Source organism: Microbulbifer mixtoriginis (SeqCode) (genome assembly GCF_052466765.1).
In genome coordinates this window covers 2,401,075-2,421,104 of sequence record NZ_CP174289.1, presented here as the reverse complement: position 1 = coordinate 2,421,104, position 20,030 = coordinate 2,401,075, and the positions used below count along the sequence as shown (strand labels likewise).

Annotated in this window: 24 protein-coding genes; 22 read left to right on the top strand and 2 right to left on the bottom strand. The window is 48.8% G+C overall.

Features of this window, described 5'->3' with window-relative positions:
- The first annotated feature begins 522 nt into the window (after positions 1-522).
- Entirely contained in the window at positions 523-981 is a 459-nt protein-coding gene (locus ACJJIV_RS10700; RefSeq protein ID WP_444891681.1) for a hypothetical protein, read from the top strand.
- Positions 953-1,189 (top strand): hypothetical protein, encoded by a 237-nt coding sequence (locus ACJJIV_RS10695; protein ID WP_444891680.1) that lies wholly within the window; start codon positions 953-955, stop codon positions 1,187-1,189. The genes ACJJIV_RS10700 and ACJJIV_RS10695 overlap by 29 nt, the downstream gene beginning before the upstream one ends.
- A gap of 132 nt (positions 1,190-1,321) precedes the next feature.
- Here ACJJIV_RS10695 and yihA read toward each other — a convergent pair whose 3' ends face one another.
- Positions 1,322-1,990, bottom strand: coding sequence for a ribosome biogenesis GTP-binding protein YihA/YsxC (gene yihA, locus ACJJIV_RS10690; protein ID WP_444891679.1), 669 nt, complete (start codon positions 1,988-1,990; stop codon positions 1,322-1,324).
- A 124-nt stretch (positions 1,991-2,114) separates the two neighbouring features.
- Here yihA and ACJJIV_RS10685 point away from each other — a divergent pair, with 124 nt between their 5' ends.
- From ACJJIV_RS10685 to ACJJIV_RS10645, 9 genes are all read left to right on the top strand, one after another.
- Entirely contained in the window at positions 2,115-2,774 is a 660-nt protein-coding gene (locus ACJJIV_RS10685; RefSeq protein ID WP_444891678.1) for a c-type cytochrome, read from the top strand.
- Positions 2,775-3,003: 229 nt separating this feature from the next.
- Positions 3,004-3,690 carry a thiol:disulfide interchange protein DsbA/DsbL gene (locus ACJJIV_RS10680; protein WP_252084024.1) on the top strand — a complete coding sequence of 229 codons (687 nt, stop codon included), beginning with the start codon at positions 3,004-3,006 and terminating at the stop codon, positions 3,688-3,690.
- A gap of 112 nt (positions 3,691-3,802) precedes the next feature.
- Positions 3,803-4,996: a c-type cytochrome gene (locus ACJJIV_RS10675; RefSeq protein WP_444891677.1), complete on the top strand. Its 1,194-nt coding sequence runs from the start codon at positions 3,803-3,805 to the stop codon at positions 4,994-4,996.
- Positions 4,997-5,041: 45 nt separating this feature from the next.
- On the top strand, positions 5,042-5,506 hold the full coding sequence (locus ACJJIV_RS10670) for an ecotin family protein (protein ID WP_444887656.1): 465 nt from the start codon (positions 5,042-5,044) through the stop codon (positions 5,504-5,506).
- Between the two features lie 276 nt (positions 5,507-5,782).
- Positions 5,783-6,268 carry a hypothetical protein gene (locus ACJJIV_RS10665; RefSeq protein WP_444887657.1) on the top strand — a complete coding sequence of 162 codons (486 nt, stop codon included), beginning with the start codon at positions 5,783-5,785 and terminating at the stop codon, positions 6,266-6,268.
- Positions 6,269-6,343: 75 nt separating this feature from the next.
- The gene (locus tag ACJJIV_RS10660; RefSeq protein WP_444891676.1) at positions 6,344-7,069 is read left to right on the top strand and encodes a hypothetical protein; all 726 of its coding nucleotides are present in this window, start codon (positions 6,344-6,346) and stop codon (positions 7,067-7,069) included.
- A gap of 186 nt (positions 7,070-7,255) precedes the next feature.
- Positions 7,256-7,666, top strand: a complete 411-nt coding sequence (locus ACJJIV_RS10655) for an ACT domain-containing protein (protein ID WP_444883311.1) — start codon at positions 7,256-7,258, stop codon at positions 7,664-7,666.
- A gap of 10 nt (positions 7,667-7,676) precedes the next feature.
- Positions 7,677-8,420: a hypothetical protein gene (locus ACJJIV_RS10650; RefSeq protein ID WP_252084030.1), complete on the top strand. Its 744-nt coding sequence runs from the start codon at positions 7,677-7,679 to the stop codon at positions 8,418-8,420.
- Between the two features lie 149 nt (positions 8,421-8,569).
- Entirely contained in the window at positions 8,570-10,189 is a 1,620-nt protein-coding gene (locus ACJJIV_RS10645) for a M28 family metallopeptidase (protein WP_444891675.1), read from the top strand.
- A gap of 68 nt (positions 10,190-10,257) precedes the next feature.
- On the opposite strand, the gene ACJJIV_RS10640 is transcribed toward ACJJIV_RS10645, so the two are convergent.
- Positions 10,258-10,965: a 4'-phosphopantetheinyl transferase family protein gene (locus ACJJIV_RS10640; RefSeq protein WP_444891674.1), complete on the bottom strand. Its 708-nt coding sequence runs from the start codon at positions 10,963-10,965 to the stop codon at positions 10,258-10,260.
- Positions 10,966-11,486: 521 nt separating this feature from the next.
- On the opposite strand from ACJJIV_RS10640, the gene ACJJIV_RS10635 reads away from it, so the two are divergent.
- The 11 genes from ACJJIV_RS10635 to ACJJIV_RS10585 are packed head-to-tail and all read left to right on the top strand — an operon-like array spanning position 11,487 to position 20,027.
- Positions 11,487-12,218 (top strand): beta-ketoacyl synthase chain length factor, encoded by a 732-nt coding sequence (locus ACJJIV_RS10635; RefSeq protein WP_444891673.1) that lies wholly within the window; start codon positions 11,487-11,489, stop codon positions 12,216-12,218.
- Entirely contained in the window at positions 12,208-12,993 is a 786-nt protein-coding gene (locus ACJJIV_RS10630) for a lysophospholipid acyltransferase family protein (protein ID WP_444891672.1), read from the top strand. The genes ACJJIV_RS10635 and ACJJIV_RS10630 overlap by 11 nt, the downstream gene beginning before the upstream one ends.
- Positions 12,990-13,247 carry an ApeE family acyl carrier protein gene (locus ACJJIV_RS10625; RefSeq protein WP_252084035.1) on the top strand — a complete coding sequence of 86 codons (258 nt, stop codon included), beginning with the start codon at positions 12,990-12,992 and terminating at the stop codon, positions 13,245-13,247. The genes ACJJIV_RS10630 and ACJJIV_RS10625 overlap by 4 nt, the downstream gene beginning before the upstream one ends.
- Positions 13,248-13,258: 11 nt before the next feature.
- Complete coding sequence (locus ACJJIV_RS10620) at positions 13,259-13,513, top strand: acyl carrier protein (protein WP_252084036.1); 255 nt, start codon at positions 13,259-13,261, stop codon at positions 13,511-13,513.
- Positions 13,510-14,061, top strand: a complete 552-nt coding sequence (locus ACJJIV_RS10615) for a COG4648 family protein (protein ID WP_444891671.1) — start codon at positions 13,510-13,512, stop codon at positions 14,059-14,061. Before ACJJIV_RS10620 ends, ACJJIV_RS10615 begins: the two co-directional genes overlap by 4 nt.
- A gap of 9 nt (positions 14,062-14,070) precedes the next feature.
- Entirely contained in the window at positions 14,071-15,777 is a 1,707-nt protein-coding gene (locus tag ACJJIV_RS10610) for an ApeI family dehydratase (RefSeq protein ID WP_252084038.1), read from the top strand.
- A complete protein-coding gene (locus tag ACJJIV_RS10605) occupies positions 15,770-16,510 on the top strand; it encodes a glycosyltransferase family 2 protein (RefSeq protein WP_252084039.1) in 741 nt (246 codons plus the stop codon). Before ACJJIV_RS10610 ends, ACJJIV_RS10605 begins: the two co-directional genes overlap by 8 nt.
- Positions 16,507-17,430 (top strand): lysophospholipid acyltransferase family protein, encoded by a 924-nt coding sequence (locus ACJJIV_RS10600; RefSeq protein WP_444891670.1) that lies wholly within the window; start codon positions 16,507-16,509, stop codon positions 17,428-17,430. Before ACJJIV_RS10605 ends, ACJJIV_RS10600 begins: the two co-directional genes overlap by 4 nt.
- On the top strand, positions 17,427-18,986 hold the full coding sequence (locus tag ACJJIV_RS10595) for an HAL/PAL/TAL family ammonia-lyase (protein ID WP_444891669.1): 1,560 nt from the start codon (positions 17,427-17,429) through the stop codon (positions 18,984-18,986). Before ACJJIV_RS10600 ends, ACJJIV_RS10595 begins: the two co-directional genes overlap by 4 nt.
- Positions 18,976-19,410 carry an acyl-CoA thioesterase gene (locus ACJJIV_RS10590; RefSeq protein ID WP_444891668.1) on the top strand — a complete coding sequence of 145 codons (435 nt, stop codon included), beginning with the start codon at positions 18,976-18,978 and terminating at the stop codon, positions 19,408-19,410. The genes ACJJIV_RS10595 and ACJJIV_RS10590 overlap by 11 nt, the downstream gene beginning before the upstream one ends.
- Positions 19,410-20,027: a LolA family protein gene (locus ACJJIV_RS10585; protein ID WP_444891667.1), complete on the top strand. Its 618-nt coding sequence runs from the start codon at positions 19,410-19,412 to the stop codon at positions 20,025-20,027. Before ACJJIV_RS10590 ends, ACJJIV_RS10585 begins: the two co-directional genes overlap by 1 nt.
- Positions 20,028-20,030: the final 3 nt, after the last annotated feature.

Genomic DNA, 20,030 nt, shown 5'->3' with positions numbered 1-20,030 from the left:
GGGCAAATGTCCTATCGAATAAAACAGATCATTGTTGCTCCCTAACCCCAAAGCGTTCAGCTTTTTAACCCCGGAATTCCCCAAACCCGGGGTTTTTTTTGTCTGCGCGCAGGAGGATTTGTTTTCCGCCTCTCTGGACCTTTCTTATTAGCCGCTGATTTATTGGTGTCTTTGGAACCTATTTCCGGAAATTAGTGATTAAAGGGCATAGTATTCGCGCACCTCTGATCGTGGTGTTTACTGGCTGGGAAACGAATCTGAGCCAGCCTAACCTTCCAATATGCAAGGTGTTTGCATATGTAGAGGAACCCTCAGACGTACCCGTCCCCCTGGGTGCGTCTGGCAAGTGCCCCACCCCAAGGGCACTGACCCCTAGCCGGCAGCCCCCATCTGCCGGCTTTTTTTATGCCTTGTTCTCAATACCTCCCTAAGAGTCTTTTCATTTGTCTCTTTCAATTAAATGCGCTTGCAAATGATAATGTTTCTCATTATCTTTAATTTAAACCTTACAGGGGGGTTACCGTGAATTTACGTTACCTATGTGCTAATCACCGCCAGTGGCTGATTGAGAATAACGATCGTGCGGAACAGGCGTGGTTGGATTGGATGGAGCGCGGCAGGATGCTGTGCGAAGAGGGAAATCATAGTGAGGCAATTCCCTACCTGGGTTGCGCGTTTGATGTGGCGGGAATGCTGCTCACAAGCGAGTGGCCCAGCTATGCCGTATCTGCAACACGTTTTAGTGAATGTGCCGCTCAATTAATGGCGGCTTACCGGAAGCAGGGAGATGAAAAACACCACCACTACCTCCTTGTTGGAGCCAGTTCTGTTCTCGCCCGCCAACTGGGAGATCGCGATAAACAGCGGCTTGCCGCTGACTGCATCAGCGCACTCTATACGGATGGGGACGACGAGCCGGCACCCTTACTTGCCGGGGGAAAGCTCGTATCCCATGGCGGGGCGAACCTGCAGTTGCATTAAAGGGGAGGCGGCAGCAGAGGTCGAAAAATCCTCGCGTCTGCTCACCGTTGCTATTTGCGAGGATACCCTGGTGGATCTGTTAGCACAGCGTGCCCTCTGCGCAGAGGCCCTGCACTGTGCGACCCCCCAAGCGCGACGTCGTCTGCGTGAGTTGCTACTGCGTTCGCTGTTGCCCGGGGGAGAGAACATTTCGCCGGGCCGGAACTGACAGGGTGATCTTGGAGCCCCCGACCTCCTTGATCATCGCTTTGACTTGCAGATCGGTGGCTTTGGCTAGATGTTCACTGAGCAGAACCGCGTGCAAAGGCGTAACTGGATTTCGTCTCCCCCAGAGTTTGCTTTAGCTCTCAGTCTCGGTTGGCACTTCAGCATCGGTCTGGGGCGCCAGCCAGGTGTTTAGCTTGCGCTCCAGCTTGTCGAGGCCGGTTTTTTTCAGTGAAGAAAAGGTCTGTAGGGTAACGCCGCGACTCAACCCTTGCTCCTTGAGGGATTTCTCCACGGCGAACAGGACGTTGTTGGCCGGGCCATTTTTCATTTTATCGGCCTTGGTAAGCAGGATATGCACGGGCAGTCCGGCCTCTACCGCCCAGGTGAGCATATGCAGATCGAACTCCTTGAGAGGCTGGCGTATATCCATTAATAGCACCAGGCCGCGCAGGCAGGTGCGCTGCTCCAGGTACTCGGCCAGATGGCGCTGCCACTCGTCTTTCATAGCACGGGCTACCTTGGCGTAGCCATAGCCTGGCAAGTCTACTAAGCGCTGGTCTTCTGACAGGCTGAAAAAGTTGATCAGCTGGGTGCGCCCGGGGGTTTTAGAGGTACGCGCCAGCTTGTTGTTGCTGGTCAGGGCATTGATGGCGCTGGACTTGCCCGCATTGGAGCGGCCGGCAAAGGCCACCTCGGCGCCAATGTCTTCAGGACACTGTGCCAGAGTGGGGGCGCTGGTGAGAAATCGTATGGAACGATAGTTCAGTTTCTGTGGTTGGGCTTCAAATTTGTTAATTGGCATCGTTTAAGTCTGCTGATTCAGTACACTCGCTTGGCGCGCAAGTATATAATGCCGCGGTTTTCGCGTCGCAGGACTATCGGGGGCGACACGAAACGCCATATTTCAGCGCGCAACGGGACGACGTATGAACAGCATTATCAAGAACACTGCTCTGGCACTCGGTTTGGTTTTCGGCTTGGGGGCCGTACCTTTTGCAATGGCTTCTGGCGATGCTGCTGCGGGCAAGGCTAAGGCCGCCCAGTGCGCCGCCTGCCACGGTGCTGATGGCAACAGCCTGTCACCGGCTTTCCCAAAAATCGCTGGCCTCGGTGAAAAGTACCTTTATAAGCAGCTCCAAGACATCCAGAGCAAAACTCGCGACATACCGCAGATGATCGGTCAGCTGGATAACTTTAACGACCAAGACCTGCAGGATATCGCCGCCTACTTCGCCTCCCAGCCAATGCAGCTGACTGGCTCCACAGCCTTCCCGGTGATGCTTAATAGTGGCGACAGTGTCGATAGCCTAATCCTTGGCCGCAAGCTGTTCCGCGCAGGCAATAAAGAAACTGGCGTACCGGCTTGCATGGGCTGTCACTCTCCCACCGGTCAGGGCAATGCGCCAGCGGGTTATCCGCGCCTGTCCGGTCAGTATCCGGAGTATATTGAAGCGCAGCTGAAAGCCTTCCGTGCGGGTACTCGTGCCAATGATGGTGAGGTCCGCACCATGCGCACCGTTGCCAAGCAGCTCTCCGATGCAGAGATCAAGGCGGTTGCCAACTATATCGCTGGTCTGACCGACTAAAAGGGTTAGCCACAGTAACGAGAGGCCGGTCACACACCGGCCTTTTTTGTGCCCGACGCTCGCTCAAGTGGGCGGGAATTGGGTAAAGTATTGCCACTTTTGCGACCTTTCCTTGCGCCTGGCGCTGGGAACTTAAATAATCTGCGCTGTCTATTGTGTCCTCAGTGGCCCGACAGTATGCCGCCAAATCAGGCGCTCGAACCACGAATGTACAAGCTGGAGAAGACTTATGAGAGCAGTTCTCGCCCCTATAACGATGGTTTTGGCTGTGTTGTTCAGCCTAGTCGCCTGCGCCCAAGAAGGCGGTGAATTCAAGGCGGGCCAACACTACCAAGTGCTGCCACAGGCGGTAGCGCAAAAAAACGCCAATAAAATCGAAGTGACCGAGATGTTCTGGTATGGCTGCGCCCACTGCTTTCATTTCGAACCGACGCTGGAGCGCTGGAAAGAAAAAATGCCCAGTGATGTCTCCTTGGTGAAGCTGCCGGCTATCTGGCAGCCAGTGATGGATGTTCACGCCCGCTTGTTCTACGTGGCTGATGCCATGGGTGTTCTGGAAAAAATGCACACTCCGCTGTTCAACACCATCTACAACCAGCGCCAAATGCTGGCGATTCGTGAAGGTCGCAACTTTAAGCCCGACCTGGCTGCTATTGAAGCCTTATTTAACAAGCATGGCGCCGATGGTGCCAAAGCGGCCAAGCTGATGAACTCCTTCGCCATCAACAGCAAGGTCAAGCAGGGTGTCGCCAATCAGCGCGCCTATAAAATGACTGGTACACCTGAAGTGGTTGTGGCTGGTAAGTACCGTATCAGCTCCTCTCTGCCGGGTTACAAGGGCAAGAGCAATGGTCAGGAATTGATGCTGCAGGTAGCGGATTACTTGATCGCCAAGGAGCGCGCCGATCGAGGCTAACAGTCCAGCTGAAAACAAACCCCGCCCAGTGCGGGGTTTTTTGTATCTAGGCGTTTGCCACAATTAACGACTACCACCCCATTCGTTATCTGCCAGTAACAGGAAGTCATTTTTGCGAAATTCATGGACTTTACTACTCTTGCTGGCCCTCTCAGTTCAATCTCTTTGGGCGCAGCAGGTCGCGGAAAATGACAAGCTTGCCGCGCGCGCGAGCAACCTGCTTTCCTATATCGCTGTGGGTTACGGGGATGCCATCGATAAAGGCCAAATCATCGATACAGGTCTCTATCAACTCCAGCAAGACCATGCTGCCGAGGCGCTGGATCTGGTGCGGAACTTGCCAGATAAACCGGGCCGTTCAGCCCTGGAAAACAGCATGACAGGGTTACAGGAGGCTTTGAGCCGACGCGAGGATGCTGAAAAAGTGCGAAGGCGCGCCAATGAGATAGCCGACCGATTGGCGGCTCTCTATCAAATGCAGCGTTCACCAGCCCACTCACTGCCTTCAGCCAGCTTGGCTGCTCCCCTTTTCCAACAGCGCTGCGCCAGCTGCCACGGTAGATGGGGCCAGGGTGATGGAGCCCTGCCCGATCTGCGCGATGCTAGGCGGATGGCGAGTTTCAGTCTTTATGACCTCTACAATACTCTCGACCCTAACGTGGATAGCGTGCATAGCGAGCGGGTTGATGGCGACTTAAATAGTCGCCAGCGCTGGGCTCTCGCGGTGACGGTGGCCGCTTTTGCAGTAAAAAATCAGCTGCCACCCTCCGCCGATCTTGCCGAGCGCTATCCAGCACTGATCAGTCTGCCGGGTATGGCGGTAACCCGACCGATTGAGTTGCCCACTGATGCCAGGAGTGCCTTATTGTGGTGGCGGGGCCACCCGCACCTGATCCGCTCCCTCGAACACCCCCTTACTCGCGCAGAGGGGTTACTAAGCTTGGCGGAAACCGCTTATCGAGGCGGTGACAATGCCGGTGCTTATCACAAATTGATGCTTGCCTATCGAGAGGGCTATAAGCCGTTACAGCAATCCATTGAAATGAGCGACCGGGTTTTGTACAGCAAGTTACAAGCCCAATGGCAAACATTGCGCCGAGAAGTGCTCTCAAACGCGCCCAATACTGATGTGATCGCTTCAATTCAAAATTTAGGCACCTTGCTGGGAAGAGCCAGAGCACGCCTGGAACCAATGCCGGGGGGACACATCAGCTATTTATGGGCGGCATTGCTCTTTGCATTGGCACTAGCACTGGGGGTGTCACTTTGGTGGGGACTGCGCTGGAGAAAGCGGTCTAGACTTTAAAGGGTTTGTGCGCCAAATCAGCTGATCAGCCGTGAGGAAGTCGCCGTGGCAAGATCCTTATTCTCCGCTCTTATTCTCTGTTGTGTGGTGCCGCTTCAGGCGGCCGAACCGCTAGATGCCTTTCCTGCAGAAGTTGAGGGTAAGCGGCGCCATGTTATTGAGTTGCCCAAGGTGGTCGATGAGAGCCGCTTTATGGTTGAGTTAGTGCCAGGCAAGAATGCATTGGCCGATTGCAACCTGCGCAGTTATAGCGCGCCCTTACAGCGCCAGGTTCTACCGGGTTGGGGTTACCCCTATTATGTGCTGGCAGAACCAAAGCCCTCCAAAGGTACCAGTAAAGTTTGCGGGTCCGATTCCGAATCGCGCCGTTTTATCCGCGTGCGCGGTAACGGCCTGATACTGCCTTATTCAAGTAGCCAGCCCCTGGTGGTGTATCTGCCGGAGGGCGTCCAATTGAAATACCGTGTGTGGCGTGCGGATAAAAACCTGTCTGATGCTCACTCAAAATAATGATTGCTCGTAGCCCTATCTAACAGCCTTTCTAATTCCACTCCCCCATAGTGGCGCCTCAATAAATATTTTTAATGCTTCTAATGCCACTGTGGGATTTAGCGTCTAGCCTTACTAAGCAAGGGATGTGAAAAATAGCGCCTGTGCGATTTTTCACGCCGGTTTTTTTGGCCTGTGGCCGTAACCGGCCAGGAAAATTGGCGGTGACGCCAGCCGCCGTTTACAGCAACCCCTTTCCGCGGTTCTTACCGTGGAGCACTTACGGTAGAGCAGCGCATGAAGTATTTGCGTAATCCCCCTTCGAATTTTGTGTTTGTCGCCATACGACAGAGTTGTGCCATTGCCTTAATGCTGTTCCTGTTATTGCCCTCGATGGCAACGGCGGAATCAGCTCAACAAAGGTGGGCTGGCAACTGGTTGGTAGTGAGTGAAGGTGACGACCAACTGGTTTGGCAACTCAATGCCGATGGCTCCGGTTATGCCTATGGCTTTAACTCCGGTGGCAGATTGACTCATGGCTTTGCCATTAACTGGCAACTGGATGGTGATCGTGTGCGGGTCCGCACCGGTGCTTCCGTTAGCTGTAAGGGCGGTGTGGTCTCGGTGGCGTTTCGTGGTTGGAGCCGCTCCACTCTGTTATTTGCCGTAATAGACGGGCGGCACTGGCTGCAGGCTGGCGGTGGATTACTGAGTTTCCAGCGCCGATTGAGTGACTGGAGTACGCCTAAAGCGGGTAGCAACTGCCCCAACATTGCCAGCTGATTTTTGGGTCCGAGTAAGAAACAAAACAGGAATTTTCCACTCAGGGAGGGGAGCGCCGAACATTGGAGTAGAGCTGTGATGCAAAAGTCCTTGGTTTTGACTCTGGTATTTTTGCTCACAGCATTTTCAGCTTTTGCCAAGGAGGAGCAGAAAAAAAAAGAAAAACAGAGTGAACAGACACAGCAGCGCAATGCGGGCTGGCACGCTCAATCCAAGCTGAATGCCAGCCAGTGGGTAGGTGCCTGGCTAATCTCCAGAGATGGGGAGGCCCGCCATGTATGGAGCCTAAAACCCGATGGTACTGGCCGCTCCTACGCTTTTCTCCCACATGACGGAAAAATGCAATTTGCTTTTGGCTACGATATCCACTGGTATTTTGATCCTTTCACCCAAATGGCCAATATAAAAACCGGTCGTAGAATCATTTGCCGCAGAGGAAAAATATATCCCTATTTTCTCACTTTAAAATCCTATGAGAGCGATTATTCAGTGCGAGGTAAATTTGCCTGGCAGACTACCTGGACGGAAGTGAGTATCGGTCGGGATCGCTTGCATAAATCTCTGATTGTTTTTGTTGCACCATTATCTGCCTGGCATGATCCTGGCAAGGGTGCTCCCTGTCCCGAGTTCCCTCGTGTGCGTCTGGAAAAAGCGATTGATAGAATGTTGCAACGCTGGGAAAAGAAAGATACCCCCGATTTAGAGGTGAATACTGCACCAGCTCCGGGCGAGCCAGAGCTAGAAGGAGAGGAATTGAAAAAAACCAATAAAAAGAGGGTGAAAACCCGTCAGCGAAATTAAAATAAAAAACCACTGAGACAGTGGTGTTGTCATCCATTAATAGAACGTGATGATCCAGCAAGTCTTATGGCCATGTAGTTCTACCTGTGGGAAATGTTCCCTCTGGATAATTACACTAGGTGGTTTCTGACTGGCACCCATTCTCTGAGTATTTTCACAGCAGGTTTTTTCAACGGCAAACCGGATATGACTGCAGAAGTTTCCCTCGCAAATATCCTGAGAAATATGTGCCCAAAGTTACATGAGGAAACCTACGTGTTTTGCCAGGTGTCGGATGCTCGGCTCGAAGAAGTCTTGACTCAAAGCCTGTGTATCTTCCGCGAAGGCGAGGGGATGAGTGCGATCTTACCCAGATGCTTGGCACAGCAGTATGGGATTGCTTCCAGCGGGCCCTTCAGACAAATTACCCTGCAGGTCTTTTCCGGTCTCAGTGCGGTGGGCCTTACCGCTACAGTCGCCAGGGAGCTGGCTGATGCGGGCATAGTGGCCAATATGGTAAATGCTCTGCGTCACGATCATGTCTTTGTCCCTGAAGAGAGCGCGCAGCGAGCCTTACAGCTTTTACGCGGGCTCAGTAATCGGGTGTATTACACCTGAGCGCTTGCCAGTGCGTATTAATTACCCCGAACCCCAGCCCCACGGCGAGATTCGCCAACTACTACCAGACCTGTTCTTCGTCCCTGGGACCGTAAAACTGGCTCCGGCGGTTACCATTAACCGCAACATGGCCATTGTGCGTTGGCAGGAAGAGCTGATACTGGTGAACCCGATACGCCTGCGTCCAGCGCAAGAAGAGAAGTTGCAGGATCTCGGCCGAATAGCTCATGCAGTGCGTCTTGGCTACCATCACGGCCAGGATGATCTTTATTACCGTGACCATTTTGATCTGACTTTTTGGCGGCAGACCGGCTCGAACTTTTATCCACCTAGTGCCGATAGATTGGTGAGGGATGGTGGTGTTTGTCCAATACCCGGCAGTCGCTTCGTGGAACTGCGTTACAGCCGTTACCCAGAGGCATTCTGGTGGCTGCCCTTCAATGACGGCCTGTTGCTGGGCTGTGATGCTCTGCAGTATTGGGGGAAGTGGAGCGGTTGTAGCTGGTTTGGCCGAAATCTGCTGCGACTGTCCGGTATGCGCTCGGGGATGCAGGTACCGCCTGCCTGGCGAACACGGATGACTCCTGAAGGCCGGGACCAACGCTGTTGGCTGCAGGAGGATTTTGAGCGCCTGCTACAGCTGCCCTTCCTACACTTTCTGGCAGCCCATGGAGAGTTTTGTGCGGATCGGGCCCATGAGGAAGTGACCGCAGCAATAAGCCGAGCCTTTCCTGGGCTCTACAAGGCCGCCTGAATTCTATATATTAACCCTTTCAAGTAAGTGATCACTCACATCTTGGTGCTCTGCACTAAGTCTGAACGTGGTAAGATTGCGCTCCTTTTTGGTGCGGTGTTGGTTCTGTCTGGCAGACCGCAAAGATTTATTCGAGAAGTAGTAATCCGATGAAAAGAAAAGTCCTGCTCAGCGGCCTGCTGTCGTTGCTGCTGGTGGCCTGTATGCCAGTTTCCACCAGCACAGCCCCAAGCGCGAATATCGACAATATCAGTCGGGATGTGAATTACCTGGCTTCTGCAGAACTGGCGGGAAGAGACACAGGCAGCGAAGGTTACCTCAAGGCAGCGCAATATGTGGCCGCGCAGTTCCACTCCATGGGGCTCGCTCCGGCTGGCGAGCAGGGGTATTTCCAGGATGTACCTTTCCGTAGTGCCAGCTGGAATGGCACTGAGCCGACTTTTGTTTTAAAGGGGAGCAAAGGTGAGGTCGGCTTTGCCTTCGGGGGGGACTTTATCACCTCGCCTTCTGCGTTCAGTGAGCAGGCACGCTTGGAGGCCGAGCTGGTGTTTGTTGGCTACGGAATTGAAGCGCCGGACTATGGCCTTGATGATTATGCCGGATTGGATGTGAAGGGTAAGATTGCAGTGATACTGAGTGGTCGCCCGAAGAGTCTGCCCAGTGAAGTGGGGGCTCACTATGCATCAAGCCGCAACAAGAGTGAGGCCGCTGCTCGTCATGGTGCGGTGGGTTATATCACCGTTTATACCCCCGAGCGTGAGAAGCGCCGCCCCTTCGTGCGCTATGCGGAGCATCGTCACGATGAGACTTTCGACTGGGTAAACCGAAAAGGCGAGCCGGGCAGCGCTATCCCCGGTTTGTATCCTGGTGTATTGCTCGATATCGATGCGGCGAGCAAACTCTTCGACGGTGCCCAACAGAGCCTCGCAGCTATCTTCAGCATTATGGAAAAAGGTCAAAATCCCCGTGGATTTTCGCTGCCTTACCGTGCTGCCCTGAGTACAAGCTCTAAGCATCAGGAAGTGCGTAGCCCCAATGTTGTGGCTGTATTACCGGGTAGCGACCCGGTGCTTAAAAATGAATATGTGGTCTTCTCTGCACACCTGGACCATATCGGTAAAAAAGAAGATGGCCAGATTTATTATGGAGCTCAAGATAACGCCGCAGGTATCGCAGTAATGCTGGAAACCGCACGGTTGTTTGCGGAGTCTGGCCAAGCACCGCGACGCTCTCTATTGTTTGTTGCGGTGACCGGGGAAGAGAAAGGATTACTCGGCTCGGACTACTTTGCCGAATACCCTACCGTACCTCTGCAGTCCATCGTGGCCAATATCAATCTGGATATGCCCATGCTGCTCTACCCATTCCGCGATATTATTGCCTTTGGTGCCGAGCATTCATCCCTTGGCCAGATTGCGGAGCATGCGGCAAAACTCTGCGGTTTAAAATTGAGCCCTGATCCCATGCCAGAAGAAGTGATCTTTGTTCGTAGTGATCACTATAATTTCGTTCGCCGCGGTGTGCCCTCTATTTACCTAATTACTGGGCGCGAAGCTCAGGACCCGAATATTGATGGTACCGCTAAACAAGTGGCATTCCTGAAAGAGAGCTATCACAAACCCGGAGATGCGCCTGATGCTGGGGTGAGCTATGCAGCTGCTAAGCAATTTACCGAAGTTAATTATCTAATTGCTAGGGAAGTGGCGGATGCTGCGGATAAGCCTTCATGGTATGAGGGAGATTTCTTTGGGGACCTGTTTAGCCAGTAGTTAACGTGCACTAGTGGTTATTGGAGATTCCCTCGATACCTGGCTAATTTGAGCAGGGAATCTCCAGGTCATGATGCTTTCAGCCGAATTTCTCGAGTTGCAGGGCCTTTAAAACTATTGCGGTAAGTTCCTATTACCTCTTTAGAAGTAAAATTGGGCCTAGGCCTAACTACAAGTGAAAGGTAGATATCTTCTTCAGGTTGCCCACTCCAACATCGGTATTCAGAGTAGGGTTCAGGCCAATTTTCTTCTTGGCCGACCAGTGAAGAGACTTTAAGCAGCTTACCGAGTGGATCACCACTGCACTTGGCAAGCGCCTCCTTTATGGTCCAAGATTTTATAAACTCTTGCTTTAAGAGGGCTATCGGTAAGCTTTGTAACCAGGACACCTCATAGGAGCTAAAGTAATTCTGGGCTATTGCCAGCCAATCTCTTTTGGGATGGTCTCTTTCACAGTCAATACCAACCGGAATTTTTCCAATGGAGACTGCAAGGTAGTCTGCCGTATGGCTGATTGAGAGGTTGACAATAGGGGTTCCTGAGAAATTGGCAACTGTAGGGTTCTTAGGGTCAATCTCTAGATCAGAAGGGGGATATCCGAACCGTTCAGCAATAAGGGTTTTCGCGAGTAGGCGCCCGGCTAAAAATTGCATCCTCCGATTCTGGTTGCGAATGTTTTTTAAACGTAAATGTTCCGTGCCACTCAATAAGAAAGATGAGTTCGCCTGCCAATCTTCAGGCCAATTTTTGAATGAAGAACAAGTAAAATAAAGCATAAAGTCTTATCTATCGATTCAGACTTAGATTGTAATCACTAACAAAGCTGAATAGCAGAACGGCTCTCATGGTAAATGGTTGAGGAAAAGATGGGGTACGTACATCTTCAGAATTGCCTCAGAAATAGACCATAAATACCGGATTGGGTAATTAAGGATCATTCTTAAGTTTAGAGTTTTTTCCTTTAAGTTGTCACCTTAAGGGAATTTTATTCTTGGTGAGAGCTTTATCATTTTTAGAGGCTCACGAAGTCTTAAGTTGACCTTATGCCAGTGAAATTAAGGGCGCTAGTATACGAGAAATGTCCTAAGGAATAGTTCTCGTGTATTTAGGTGTAATAAAGAAACTCACCAGTCCCAATTGAAGGTTCTTTTGCTAGCGAGAATTGATCATTTTGTGTACCATTCCCGCCCTGTTGCCGGTCACGAAAAGCTCAAAAAGCCACCTAAAAACAATGGTAGAGCTGGCTGGATACTAAGGCTTGATATTGAGGGTTGGAGCCAAGCTCCATAAGAGTAGTTTGTCTATTGAATTTGTAATTTCCGATTGGCGAGCTTGGTATGCGGGGGTTTCGGAACCTGCGGACTGGCATCGATGGCACAGTGGCGAGTTAGAACTGCAGGAAGATACCCTGGCTGATGTCTCCTTTCTTCCGGCGATGCTCAGGCGCCGCCTGAGCCCATTGTCTAAAGCCGTATTTAATAGTGCTTACCCACTTCTGCAGCAGAGAGATATCCCCCTGCTGTGTTGCTCTGTGCACGGAGAGGCGATGAGAACTTACTCTCTTCTACAGGGGGTTGCTGCGGAAGAAGATTTATCCCCTACGGCGTTTGGCTTATCAGTACACAATGCGATCGCCGGCCAATTGTCTATAGCGAATAAAGTACGATCTCCAGCTCTCGCTTTAGCCGGTGGTGACTATCCATTACTGGCAGGTTTAATGGAAGCTACCGGTATTTTGCGGGAAGGTGCAAAAGAAATACTGCTGATATTTTGTGAGGAACCCCTGCCAGAAATGTATCACCCTAGCACCCAAAGTCCCTCAGGTGTTTGTGCTACAGCTTTACTCTTAACCTTACCAGTTGAGGGAAGTAAGGGTACTGGAGTGACTTTGCTAAATTCTTCGAGCGTCAGACTAAAAACGGCATTTGAAGAGGCTGATTATCAGCTACCTCTGATAAGCGCGCTTATTAAAAACTCAGGAAAAGTACCTGTTGCCAAAGGGTGGGAGTTACTAATCAATGCAAACTAATTTGGAGTCTGGCAAGAGGTATGATCGGTATTGGTTTAGGCTGATAGCCACTGCCGTTGCGTTTAGTCTATTTGGTTTTGGTGGTCTGATCCTTCGATTTATTTTATTTCCACCTCTCAGAATTTTATACCCTAATGCAAATGTACGTATGCGTAAGGCTAGGTTAATCATACATCATGCCTTCCGTTTGTTTATTGGATTTATGCACAAAACAGGGATATATACTTATGATTTCAAGGATGAGATTAAACTGCAAGAGCCCGGCCAATTAATACTGGCTAATCATCCCACTCTTATTGATGTCGTTTTTCTTATATCTCGAATACCTAATGCAAACTGTATTGTAAAGGCGAGTCTATTTCGAAATCCCTTTATGCGTGGTGCTGTAATGACTGCGGGTTATATTCCCAATGATGACCCGGAAAAAATAATTGAGCTTGCCTCAAAATCTTTGAAAAAAGGGGAGTCAGTGGTTTTATTTCCGGAAGGAACCCGCTCTGTGCCAGGGAAACCATTCAAGTTCCAGCGGGGGGCTGCCTATATGGCACTTCGTTCTGGTATTAGTCCGACTCTGGTTACCATTCGCTGCAACCCGCCAATGCTGATGAAAAATATCCCGTGGTACAGCATTCCGTTATCGCGGCCACATTTTGAATTTGATGTCTCTGAATCTTGGGAGATTCTCAAGATGAAAGAAAAAAGCGAAAGCCCATTGGTAGCCAGGCAAGTTACCCAAGAATTAAAAGCATTTTATACTGAGGAGTGTGCTGCGTGAATGATTTGGTTGAAGAGCTAAAGACACTGATTATTGAGGTTCTAAACCTAGAGGATATTACACCAGAGGAAATCATCGCAGATGAGCCTTTATTTGGTGAAGGTCTAGGTTTGGATTCCATTGATGCGCTTGAGCTAGGTCTGGCATTGCAGAAGAAATATAACATATCTATCGATGCAGAAAATGAAGATACCAAATCACATTTTGCTAGTGTGAACAGCCTGGCAAAATTTGTTGATGGTAGCCGCGCGTAAGAGAGATATGTATGTTGAAAGATAGAGAAGACATTTTTCCAAAATTGACCGAAATCCTTGTTGAGATGTTTGAGGTTGATGAAGAGGATATAACAGAAGAAGCCCACCTTGCTGATGATCTGGATATAGATAGCATTGATGCGGTTGACCTGATAGTTCGTTTAAAAGAGCTTACTGGAAAGAAAATTGCACCTGAAGAATTCAAAAGTGTAAGAACTGTTGGAGATGTAGTTGGTGCAATTGAAAAGGTAATGGCGGAGAAGTGAGTCGATTCGCGCAGCTAATATTGGTCATAATTCTGACACTGTACCCTGTGGCAATTTATTTTGGCATAGAATACTTGTCTTTAAGTAGTATTCTGTTACTGCTGTTGATTGTTGCGGTTTCAAGGGTATTGTTTGGCGGCGCGAATAAGGCGATTGGCACCAAGCTAATGGCCGTGGCCTTGGCTTTTGTTGTTGGCGTCTCCTGGTTAAGGGGCGATTCAAGTGGACTTCTTTGGTATCCAGTACTTTGTAACCTGATTCTATTTTCACTGTTTTTATACAGTTTGAGTCAACCACAAACATTAGTAGAACGGCTTGCTCGCCTTACGACTCCAGATTTACCACCTGAAGGTATTCTATATACACGAAAGGTTACCAAGGCATGGTGCCTATTCTTTTTAATTAATGGAAGCTTCGCACTGGCAACTGTTTTAAACGGCGATATGAAAGTCTGGACTCTTTACAATGGCCTTGTTTCATATGTGCTAATGGGAACTATGATGGGCGGTGAATGGCTACTGCGTTGTCGTGTCCAAAATAAGGTGTGAGTTAAGGTCGTGGACAAAGTACAGTTTGAACAAGTGTTTGGTTACTCGAATGACCAAGCAATAGTTAGCTATTCAAGTCGTGGGGAAATTTCTTTCGCCCAATTTAAACGTGAATTGGCATTTATTGAGCGAAAGCTAAAAAAATCCCTAAACGAAACTGGGTTCAAAAGAGCTGCCATTTTCTGTGAAGATAGTTACGAGTTTAGCTTGCTCTTTTTTGCTGCTATGTCTTGTTGTGAAGTCGTTGTTATACCGGCAAATAATAAGCGATTTACCCAGCAAAAACTGGGTGAGCAAACCCTATTACTGGGCAGCTGGGAAGATAGCTCGGCATTTAGTATAAATATTCCGGATCAATGTAGAGAGGAGCTTTCTGTTCCCAGTTGTTTTGATGCTGGTATTCAATTATTCACATCAGGAAGCAGTGGTGAACCACAAACCGTTGATAAAACCTTATATCAACTGCTCAATGAGGTTAAGGCCCATAATCTTAAGTGGTCACCCCGGGTAGCTAATACAACTACTTTGGCAACTGTAAGCCATCAGCATATATATGGCTTACTGTTTAAATTACTGTGGCCACTAGCCAGCGGGCGTCGATTTGTTAGTAAGACATATGTGGATATTGTGGGATTACTCCAAGACGCCCACAAGTGGGGGCCTGCCGTGTGGGTTGCAAGCCCTGCACAGTTAAGCCGCCGTATTTCTTCCTGGCCATGGGCGTTGGGAAAATCCTTAGTAGATATCTTTTCTTCTGGGGGGCCTTTACTGGAAGTAGATGCAAAGGCGATTGATCAGTTGTGTGGAATCCAGCCCATAGAGGTCTATGGAAGCACTGAAACGGGGGGGATTGCCTGGCGTAATCAATTGCGTCAGAAAAGTTGGAGTCCACTAAAGGGAGTGAACATTGCAAAAAACAGCGATGGGTTACTCAAAGTCTCTTCTCCGTGGTTGCCCAAGGAGTTTATTTGTCAGGACAAAGTACAAATAAGTACAGATGGTATGTTCGAACTCAAAGGACGAGCTGATCGCATTGTTAAGATTGAAGAGAAAAGAATTTCTCTTACACAAGTTGAGTCCCTACTAGTTGGAAGCTCATATATTGTAAAAGCCAATGCACTTGTTCTGGAGCGTAAAAGAAAAATAGTTGCCGCTGTTGCCACACTAACGGAATCCGGGAAAGAACTATTACAAAAGAAAGGAAAGGCTTCTCTTGTTCGTAAACTTAGAGAAACCCTGGCCAAGGATCTTGATGGCGTGGCTGTGCCACGTTCTTGGCGTTTTGTTGATGAAATCCCCGCTAACTTACAGGGAAAAATAACGAGAGACCTGCTAATGCAACTTTTTGATGAAATTCCGGCAGCAATGGTGCCACAGATTATTAGCAGCGAAATATTAGATAATGCTCGTCAAGTTAATTTTACGGTTAATGACGATTTGCCTTGCTTGGATGGTCATTTTGAAGGCTCACCGGTAGTGCCGGGAGTAGTACAGCTGGATTGGGCTATGCATTTTGGCCGCCCACTTGTAAAAGCCGGCAGTACGTTTACCCAAATGGAAGTGATTAAATTTAAGCAATTAATGATGCCCGGTGATGCTGTCACTTTATCTTTGGAGTTCAGCCAGGAAAAGAACAAATTAAATTATTCTTTTCGGAACACTCAAGATGGCAATTTAGAATATAGCAGTGGTAGATTGTGCTTCAGCCATGTCTAACTTTTGTTTTGTAATACCCGTTTATAATCATGAGGGGGCAATCGCAGAGACGCTAGCATCTCTGGATGACTTTAACCTGCCTTACATTCTGGTAGATGATGGCTGTGATGAACCCTGTAGAATTGAACTACAACGCTTAGAGCAGGGCTATGGTCCGCGGGTTCACTTGGTTGTTCGCCAGGCTAATGGTGGAAAAGGTGCTGCGGTAAAAAGTGGTCTGCGAGCTGCGAAAGCGCTTGGATATAGTCATGGAATTCAAGTCGATGCCGATGGTCAACACAGCCCTGCTGATATACCTCAATTCCTAGAGAAAAGCAGAAAGTGCCCTGATTCACTGATTTGTGGCTATCCGCAATACGATAAATCAGTACCTAAAGTTCGTTTGTGGGGACGCTATCTAACTCATGTATGGATCTGGATTAATACTCTTTCTCTGGAGATTAAGGATTCCATGTGTGGGCTGCGTTGTTATCCCTTATCTCGAACTGTAGATTTGTTAGATAACGAGTATACCGGTGATCGAATGGATTTTGATCCAGAGATCTTGGTACGGTGGTATTGGAGCAAAGGCGGTCTCTGCCAGGTACCTGTAAATGTGAGCTACCCAATAGATGGCGTTTCCCATTTCCGGGGATTTAAGGATAACTTCCATATATCGGCAATGCACACCCGTCTATTTTTTGGCATGTTGGCCAGAACTCTGCGTATTTCGACAGTAGGGCGAAAAGCGTGAGTAATTTACACTGGTCAAAATACCGGGAACAAGGCTTTTTCCTGGGTATCAAGTTCTTATTCTGGTTGCATCACTGGTTGGGTCCGATTGCCTTTAAAGTTGCGGTATACCCGGTAGTTTTATGCTACTACCTAAAAAATCAGAGTGGCCGCAATTCGATCCAGGAGTACTTGGAATTATTCACTAAACGCTACCCATCTAGCGGTATAGAACCGAATTGGAAAACCGGATTTAAAATTTTCCTTAATTTTGCTAACAGTGCTAGAGAAAAGCTTGAAGCTTGGTTTGTGGGTATCCCGGATAGTCAGGTAAATTTCCCAGAAAGAGCGGGTCTTCACCAGTTGGCCGCTAGTGGCCAGGGTGGATTAATTATTGGCTCTCACCTTGGGAACCTGGAGGTTTGCAGGGCACTTGGCAGCCTGACAAAGGTACGGGTAAATGTGTTGGTGCATACAAAGCATGCGGTGAAATTTAATCGCATGATGAAGATGCTCAATCCCCTGAGTCAAGTACGGCTTATCCAGGTGACAGAAGTAACTCCCGCTTTAGCGATGCGACTCTCCGAGGCTGTTGAGGCTGGGGAGCTGGTTGTTATTGTCGGTGATAGAACACCGATTAACTCTATGGGACGCACTTGTGAGGCAGAATTCCTAGGGCGAAAAGCGCCTTTTCCCCAGGGGCCCTATATTCTTGCTGCGCTGCTCAAATGCCCGGTGTACACACTTTTCTGTCTGCGCAGTACTTCCGGATACGATATCTATATGGAAAAACTCTGCGATCGCGTTGTGATGAAACGCGGTGACAGAGAAGGGCATATTCGCTCTCTTGTCGAGGAGTTTGCACGACGGTTGGAGCGCTATTGTCATATAGCACCTTTGCAATGGTATAACTTTTACCCGTTCTGGGATCAACAAAAATGAATTCAGCAGTACTACAACGAACCCAAATAGTCTTTGATGGCACAGATCTATCTATTGATCAGGTAAATACCATTGCAGCTGGCCGTGGCGATATCTCTCTATCTGATGAAGAGAGCTTTGTCGCAAGGATAAATCGCGGTGCCGAGTTCCTAGATAGCCTTTGGCAGAAGGAAGGTGTGATCTACGGAGTAACCACTGGATATGGTGATTCTTGTACCGAAAGTATTCCTGCAGATCTGGTGGAAGAGTTACCTCATCGATTATTTACCTTCCATGGTTGTGGAATGGGGGAAGTCTTTACTCTTGAGCAGAGTAGAGCGATTGTCGCAGCCCGGATTGCCAGCCTTGCAAAGGGCAGTTCAGGGGTCCGATTTCGGTTGTTGCAGCAATTGGTTCTGTTACTTCAGAAAGACATTATTCCGGTAATTCCCCAAGAGGGGTCTGTGGGAGCCAGTGGCGACTTGACCCCACTGTCTTATGTTGCTGCGGTTTTGTGCGGGGAGCGCAAAGTTTGGTACCGAGGCCATCAGAGAGATACTGCTGAGGTATTCGATGAATTACAGATTGAGCCATTAAAGCTGTACCCCAAAGAGGGTTTGGCGATAATGAATGGCACCGCCGCAATGACTGGCTTAGCGTGCTTAGCCTATAAACGGGCAGAGTATCTAGCACAGCTGAGTGCTCGTATTACCTCCATGATGAGCGTTGCGTTGGATGGCAATGCCTACCATTTCGATAGCGCGCTTTTTGCAGTGAAGCCACACCCCGGTCAAAACCAGATTGCAAAGTGGATTCATGACGATCTCAATGTTGGTGCCGCTCCAAGACAAAATAGCCGATTGCAGGATCGCTATTCACTTCGGTGCGCTCCCCATGTAGTGGGTGTATTACAGGACTCTCTGCCCTGGCTCCAGCAGTTTATTCATAACGAACTAAACAGTGCTAATGATAACCCGATCATCGATGGTGAAAACGAGAGGGTGCTTCATGGTGGGCACTTCTATGGTGGGCATATAGCCTTCGCCATGGATAGCCTGAAGAATGCGGTAGCAAATCTCTCTGATTTACTGGATCGACAAATAGCCCAACTGGTTGACGTTAAGTTCAATAATGGGCTCCCGGCAAACCTCTCAGGTGTAACCGGGCCTCGAAGATCGATTAACCACGGCTTTAAGGCTGTTCAAATTGGTGTGAGTGCCTGGACTGCTGAAGCACTAAAGCAGACCATGCCCGCAAGTGTTTTTTCCAGATCAACGGAGTGTCATAACCAGGATAAGGTCAGTATGGGCACCATTGCTGCCAGGGACTGTAACAGGGTATTACAGTTAACGGAGCAAACGACCGCAGCGGCACTGATGGTTGCTTGGCAGGGCATTCAGCTTCGAGTTCGTAGTGGGGGAGTGGATTTGGAAAAATTATCTACCGCTCTTAATACCACAATCAGGCAGATAGGAGATGAATTTTCTTTTCTGGAGGAAGATAGAGAGCTTGAACAGCCATTGAGAAAATTCGTTTCATTAATTCAGCAAAGACATTGGCGCTTATATGAAAACTAATAAACCTATGCGCCCTGAAAAATGGATGGCGCAAGTTGAACTACAAATTCCTTTCCACGATGTGGATATGATGGAAATAGCCTGGCATGGGCATTATGCAAAGTACTTTGAAATAGCCCGATGTGCATTGTTTGATCAGTTGGAATATAACTACCAGCAGATGAAGGAATCAGGTTTTGCCTGGCCGGTCATAGATTTGCGTGTACGATATGCAAAGCCTTTGCGATTTCAGCAGTGGATTGTTATTCGCGCTGAGGTTTCTGAATATGAAAATCGGTTTAAGATCAATTATACGATAACCGATAGAGATACCGGTGTACGCTTAACAAAAGGACATACCGTACAGGTAGCTGTCGAAATAAGCAGTACCGAAATGCTGTTTGCATCGCCTCCAATTTTGCTGGAAAAATTGGGGGTAAATTAGTGATGACTGCCAAGCGTTTGGTTTTATTTTTTATTTGTTTTCTATTTTCCATAGTAACTTCTGCTTTGACTTTGGAGCAGCAGGCGGTTTTGCGGGAGATAGAGAAAAATATTGTGTCATCTCCACAGATGCTTGGCACTTTTTCCCAGACAAAGAGGCTGCCCCAATTGCCCAGGCCTCTGGTTTCTTCAGGCGTCCTGGCTATTTCTGAAGAGTTAGGATTAAGCTGGCGAATAGAGAATCCAATAGAATCCCATCGAATATTTAAACTAGATGATGTTGATTCCGGAAATCGGGTCAATAGCAATATTGTAGGAAATCATGTAGCTGATCCTCTATTAAAGATTATCAATGGTGATTTTAGCGAGCTGGATCAGACTTTTACGGTGGGGCCACAGATCGCAGAAGAGCAATGGCGAATTAACTTAATTCCCAAGCAAGAGGCTTTTAGAAAGGTTATTGAATCGATAGAAGTCGTGGGAGACAAAAAGATTCGGAAAATAGTACTAGCCGAAGCCAACATGGCAATTACTGAAATAGATATTATGAATTTACATTCAGTTGAAGCTAATAACAGTCAACTACTGAGTGAATTCTCAGAAGATAACCAGAAATAATCT

What these genes read in the sequence shown, in the direction of transcription:
- ACJJIV_RS10685 (WP_444891678.1), top strand. Translation starts at nt 2,115, where the DNA reads ATGAACAGCATTATCAAGAACACTGCTCTGGCACTCGGTTTGGTTTTC.
- ACJJIV_RS10680 (WP_252084024.1), top strand. Translation starts at nt 3,004, where the DNA reads ATGAGAGCAGTTCTCGCCCCTATAACGATGGTTTTGGCTGTGTTGTTC.
- ACJJIV_RS10590 (WP_444891668.1), top strand. Translation starts at nt 18,976, where the DNA reads ATGAAAACTAATAAACCTATGCGCCCTGAAAAATGGATGGCGCAAGTT.
- ACJJIV_RS10695 (WP_444891680.1), top strand. Translation starts at nt 953, where the DNA reads ATGGCGGGGCGAACCTGCAGTTGCATTAAAGGGGAGGCGGCAGCAGAG.
- ACJJIV_RS10665 (WP_444887657.1), top strand. Translation starts at nt 5,783, where the DNA reads ATGAAGTATTTGCGTAATCCCCCTTCGAATTTTGTGTTTGTCGCCATA.
- ACJJIV_RS10645 (WP_444891675.1), top strand. Translation starts at nt 8,570, where the DNA reads ATGAAAAGAAAAGTCCTGCTCAGCGGCCTGCTGTCGTTGCTGCTGGTG.
- ACJJIV_RS10640 (WP_444891674.1), bottom strand. Translation starts at nt 10,965, where the DNA reads ATGCTTTATTTTACTTGTTCTTCATTCAAAAATTGGCCTGAAGATTGG.
- ACJJIV_RS10620 (WP_252084036.1), top strand. Translation starts at nt 13,259, where the DNA reads ATGTTGAAAGATAGAGAAGACATTTTTCCAAAATTGACCGAAATCCTT.
- ACJJIV_RS10630 (WP_444891672.1), top strand. Translation starts at nt 12,208, where the DNA reads ATGCAAACTAATTTGGAGTCTGGCAAGAGGTATGATCGGTATTGGTTT.
- ACJJIV_RS10655 (WP_444883311.1), top strand. Translation starts at nt 7,256, where the DNA reads ATGACTGCAGAAGTTTCCCTCGCAAATATCCTGAGAAATATGTGCCCA.
- ACJJIV_RS10605 (WP_252084039.1), top strand. Translation starts at nt 15,770, where the DNA reads ATGTCTAACTTTTGTTTTGTAATACCCGTTTATAATCATGAGGGGGCA.
- yihA (WP_444891679.1), bottom strand. Translation starts at nt 1,990, where the DNA reads ATGCCAATTAACAAATTTGAAGCCCAACCACAGAAACTGAACTATCGT.
- ACJJIV_RS10595 (WP_444891669.1), top strand. Translation starts at nt 17,427, where the DNA reads ATGAATTCAGCAGTACTACAACGAACCCAAATAGTCTTTGATGGCACA.